Source organism: Oribacterium sp. (assembly GCF_057249185.1).
The window spans coordinates 1-4,453 of sequence record NZ_DBHIGR010000175.1 but is presented as its reverse complement, the minus strand read 5'-3'; the positions used below and the strand labels follow the sequence as shown (position 1 = coordinate 4,453).

Below are 4,453 nucleotides of genomic sequence, written 5' to 3'. Positions count from 1 at the left end.
GCTCATTAATAACATAGAATGAAAGATTGCTTTTCCTATCTCGAAAAACACTGTCTTCCCAGTGCCCCCAGTTTTTTTCCACTGACTTTCTGATATAATTTACCTCAGCAAAATCGTTAGGCTTCTTCATTATCGGTAAAACCAACAATACTAGGGTAAGCCAGGAAAGGATCAAGATTAGTAGAAAATAGAGATACCCTTTTTTCATTGTCCTTCTCCTAATGTCAACATGTACCCTATCCCCCAAACCGTCCTTAAAACTTGCGGTTCGTTAGGATCTATCTCTATTTTTTCTCTTAATCTGCGAATGTGGACATTTAGTGTATTATCTCCGGTGATACTATCCTGCCATACATTTTGGAATAATTCCTCTTTCGATATGGTTCTGCCTTGATTTTTCAGGAGATAGAAAAGTAACTTTTTTTCCATTCCTTTCAGCTTTATTCTTTCCCCGGCACTATATAATTCTTCTTTTTTAAAATCCGCCTCACATCTTCCCACGCTCACGCCGTCTAATTTATCTTCCGGATAATATCGTTTCAAGAAAACCTGTATTTTGGCAAGCAAATAACTGAGGGCATAAGGTTTTTGTATGTAATCATCCCCTCCGATATGTAAGGCTAAAATCATGTCATCCGTACTGCTACGTGCACTGATAAAAATAATAGGTACATCCGTCATTTGACGGATTTTCTTACAAAGCTCAAACCCGGATTCATCACCTAAGTTAATATCCAGTAAAATCAACTTTACCCTATCCTTGGAAAGAACTTCAAAACATTGCTCCTGAGACTCAGCCGTAACAGTACTTATGCCAAATAAGTTCAAATATTCACTTGTAGCATCCAGCAAACTTTTCTCATCATCAATTATTAGACAATCATAAATCATAAAAACAGCTCTACCTCACTTTCTGCTTCTTCCTGTATGCGTTAATAAATAGATGGTAGATTTGTATATTCTTTACTTTGTTTGAATAAAACTTTACTGACTCTTTCTTAGGATAAAACTTTACTTACTTTTTCTTGCAGACAAAGGCGTGCCACTCCCCTTCCTGCAGCTCTTCCAGAATTTCCCATTCCTTCACTGCTTTCAGAGTCTTTCTAACTTCCTCCGCCTTTTCTTCCAAAATTCCGGAGGCAATAAAGATTCCTCCTTCTTCCAAAAACTTCGGTACTTCCGGTGCTAAGGCAATGATAACCGGAGCTAAAATATTGGCTAAAACCAGGGAAAAGGGCTTTTCTTCACAGCTTTTCCGAAAGGCCAGCTCTTCCTTTTCCTGTCCCAGAATATTTCCGATAAAAAGTGTCATCTGATCCTTAGAAAGGGTATTTTTCAAAAGATTTTCTTCCACTGCTCCCTCACATAGAGGGTCTAAATCCGTGGCGAATACTTCCTTTGCCCCCATCTTTAGCGCAGCAATGCCCAGAATTCCGGAGCCGGTTCCCAAATCCAGAACCCTTTCCTTTCCCTTTCCGTATTTTCCTAAAGCCTGAAGGCAGAGCTTGGTGGTTTCATGCTGTCCCGTTCCGAAGGTGGTGCCCGGGTCTACCGATAGCAGGATTTTCCCCTCTGCTTCCTTCGGGATTTCCTCCCAGCTTGGGCAGATGAAAAAGTCTCCCACAGCAAAGGAATGGAAGAAGTCATGCCAAGCATTCATCCAGTCCTTATCCTCCGTTTCGGATTGGGTAATGGTTCCCTTACCGATATTGCAGTAGGAAGACATATTTTCCAGCTCTTTTCTCAATGCTCTGAGAATTTCATCGCACTCTTCCTCCGTGAAAATGTTAGAAGAATTCAAGGTATAGGAATGATCCACCAGGGGGTCAGAGAAGGCCTTTTCCACCTCTTCCTTTCGACTTTCCTTATCTTTTTGGGTAAGCACTTCCACATAAAAGGAAAGGGTGGCGTCCTCTATGCTGTCATCTCCCTCGGGATAAAGGTCTACAAACATCGTTTTCGCCTCTTCCTCGGTAATCCCCCGCTGGTCGGAAAACTCTACCCCCTCAATCCCCAATTCTTCCATAAGAAATGCGGCCAGAATCTCCTCCGCCTCAACAGTGGTATCAATGCTATACTTACGCCAAACCATAGCAACCCCTTTCCTTCTTTCTTTCCCTCTTTTTAATAGTAAAAAACAGGGGCTACAAAAAATCCGGTATATTCAAACTGATATGCAGTATAGGTCTAAAATAGGGGTAATCTGAGCCCGTCAGTACTTACTGAAAGCGAGCAAAGCGAAGCTTGAAGTTAGTACTGCTACGAAGGCGAAGTTAGCGGGAGCGTGCCCCGAGTTTAGACCTATGCTGCATGACGAATGTTTCAGATTTTTGTAGCCCCTTTCTTTTATGCCTTAAAAAATTTCCTTAGAACCGGCAGTTCCTCTTTTAAAACAGAAATGCATTCCTCCAAATCTCTCTTCTCCGTATACTGGGAGAAGGAAAATCGCAGGGTGGAATCCAAATCACCATGGCTTAGCCCGATGGCTTTCAAGGTGCCGGAGATTCCGGGATGGTTAGAGGAGCAGGCCGAGCCGCTGCTGACATAGATTCCTCTTTCCTCCAAGGCATGAAGCAGAACCTCCGCCTTTACGCCCTGAAAGGCTGCGGAAACGATGTGGGGTGCGGATGCTTCTCCTTTTTCCGAATGTACGGTCACGCCCTCTATTTTTTCCAATTCATCAATAAAGAAATCCTTCAAATGATAGAGCATTTCCTGCTTTTCTTTAAAATGGCTGTAGCTAAGCTTTGCCGCAAGGCCAAGTCCTGCAATACCGGGGATATTCAGGGTACCGGAACGAAGACCGTTTTGATGTCCTCCTCCCAGCATAAGCGGGAAGAGTTTTACCTTTTCATCCACATACAAGAAGCCAATCCCCTTTGGGCCATGAAGCTTGTGTCCGCTGACAGAAAGCAGGTCTACCATATCTCTCTTGGGACGAAGTTCCATTTTTCCATAGGCCTGAATGGCATCCGTATGGAAAAGGGTTTTAGGATTCTTTGCCTTAATGCATTGTCCGATGGCGGAAATGTCCTGAACCGCTCCCATCTCGTTGTTTACCGTCATAATGGAAACCATAATGGTATCTTCCCGAATGGCATTTTCCAAATCCGTAAGAGAAATATGTCCCTTTTCATCCACCGGAAGGACGGTTAAGGAAAAACCGTGCTGCTCCAAAAACTCCAAGGGTTTATAAACCGCCGGATGTTCAATGGCGGAGGTAATGATGTGCTTTCCCTGTCTCTCCATACCAAAGCAGGTTCCCATAAAGGCGGTGTTGTTGGACTCCGTTCCTCCGGAAGTGAAAATAATCTCTTTTTCCTTGCACTTTAAAGTGTTTGCAATGGTCTCTCTGGCCTCACGATAATAGGCTTCCGCTTCCACGCCCATCTTGTGCTTTGCCGACGGGTTTGCATAGTCTGCCAACATGGTGGTGGTCATCAAATCCGCCACCTCAGGATATACCTTGGTACTGGCTGCATTATCCAAATAGATACTTCTCATCTTCTTCTCCTTCCGGTCTTACTCCGTTGTTGCATATTCCAGCTGCATCATAATCAGGCTTAATGCCGTAATGGCTGCAGTTTCTGTCCGTAAAATGCGTTTTCCCAGACTGATAGGGAGGAATCCCTCTCTCATGGCTTGCTCCACCTCTTCCTTGGTAAAGCCTCCCTCCGGCCCGATACAAAGGGCAATGGAGCAGTTCTTCTTCCCTTTCACAGCTGCTTCCATCTTAGCGAGGATTTCTCTTGTGGGAATTACGCCTCTTTCATTTTCATAGGGCAAAAGCTTAAAATCACAATCCTTCACATAGGAAAATGCTTCCTTCCAGCCCATTCCGTTTTCCATTTTTGGAAGAATAGAACGCTTACTCTGCTTTGCCGCAGAATCCATAATGCTTTGCCATCGACTGATTTTCTTCTCTTCCTTTTTTTCCTTCAGCTTCATCACCGTGTTCTTACTTTCCAAAGGAATCAGGGCGGAAATCCCCAGCTCCACCGCCTTTTGAATAATCCATTCCATCTTATCCCCCTTGGGAAGGGCTTGAAGCAGGATAAGTTTTGCAGGCAGCTCATGGGGCTCTTCTCGAAAGCAAATGGAAAGACTTGCCTCATCCTCCGAAAAGGACTGAATTTCACATTGATAATCCACCCCTTCTCCATCGGAAATCAGGATTTTCTCCCCAATTTGCCCGCGCAAAACCTTATGTAGATGGTGAAAGTTCTCTCCTCTTAAAAGGATTTTCTCTTCCCCTATCTCTTCTTTCGACACAAAAAAATGATGCATTAGCTCTTCCTTTTCTCGGAAATAATCTTAAAAACTCCTTTATCTTACAGCTTTCGGGAAAAGAATACAATCCCTCGCTTAGGAAGGAAAAAAAGCATCGAAAAGTAAGAAAAGAATCGAGTAGGAGGCGGCGACTAACCGCCGTCCTCTCACAGCACTGTACGTA

At 43.8% G+C, this 4,453-nt stretch carries 5 protein-coding genes; all 5 read right to left on the bottom strand.

Going from position 1 to position 4,453, the window contains the following annotated elements; translation table 11 throughout:
* The coding region (locus tag ACO4PX_RS08815; RefSeq protein ID WP_485572318.1) for a hypothetical protein at nucleotides 1–208 on the bottom strand (208 nt) is incomplete at its 3' end.
* A complete protein-coding gene (locus ACO4PX_RS08810; protein WP_485572317.1) occupies nucleotides 205–891 on the bottom strand; it encodes a response regulator transcription factor in 687 nt (228 codons plus the stop codon). The genes ACO4PX_RS08810 and ACO4PX_RS08815, both read right to left, overlap by 4 nt.
* Nucleotides 892–1,015: 124 nt before the next feature.
* Nucleotides 1,016–2,092, bottom strand: a complete 1,077-nt coding sequence (prmA, locus tag ACO4PX_RS08805; protein WP_485572316.1) for a 50S ribosomal protein L11 methyltransferase — start codon at nucleotides 2,090–2,092, stop codon at nucleotides 1,016–1,018.
* A gap of 254 nt (nucleotides 2,093–2,346) precedes the next feature.
* Nucleotides 2,347–3,504 carry a cysteine desulfurase family protein gene (locus ACO4PX_RS08800; protein WP_485572315.1) on the bottom strand — a complete coding sequence of 386 codons (1,158 nt, stop codon included), beginning with the start codon at nucleotides 3,502–3,504 and terminating at the stop codon, nucleotides 2,347–2,349.
* Between the two features lie 18 nt (nucleotides 3,505–3,522).
* Entirely contained in the window at nucleotides 3,523–4,287 is a 765-nt protein-coding gene (locus ACO4PX_RS08795; protein ID WP_485544158.1) for a 16S rRNA (uracil(1498)-N(3))-methyltransferase, read from the bottom strand.
* Between the last annotated feature and the right edge of the window lie 166 nt (nucleotides 4,288–4,453).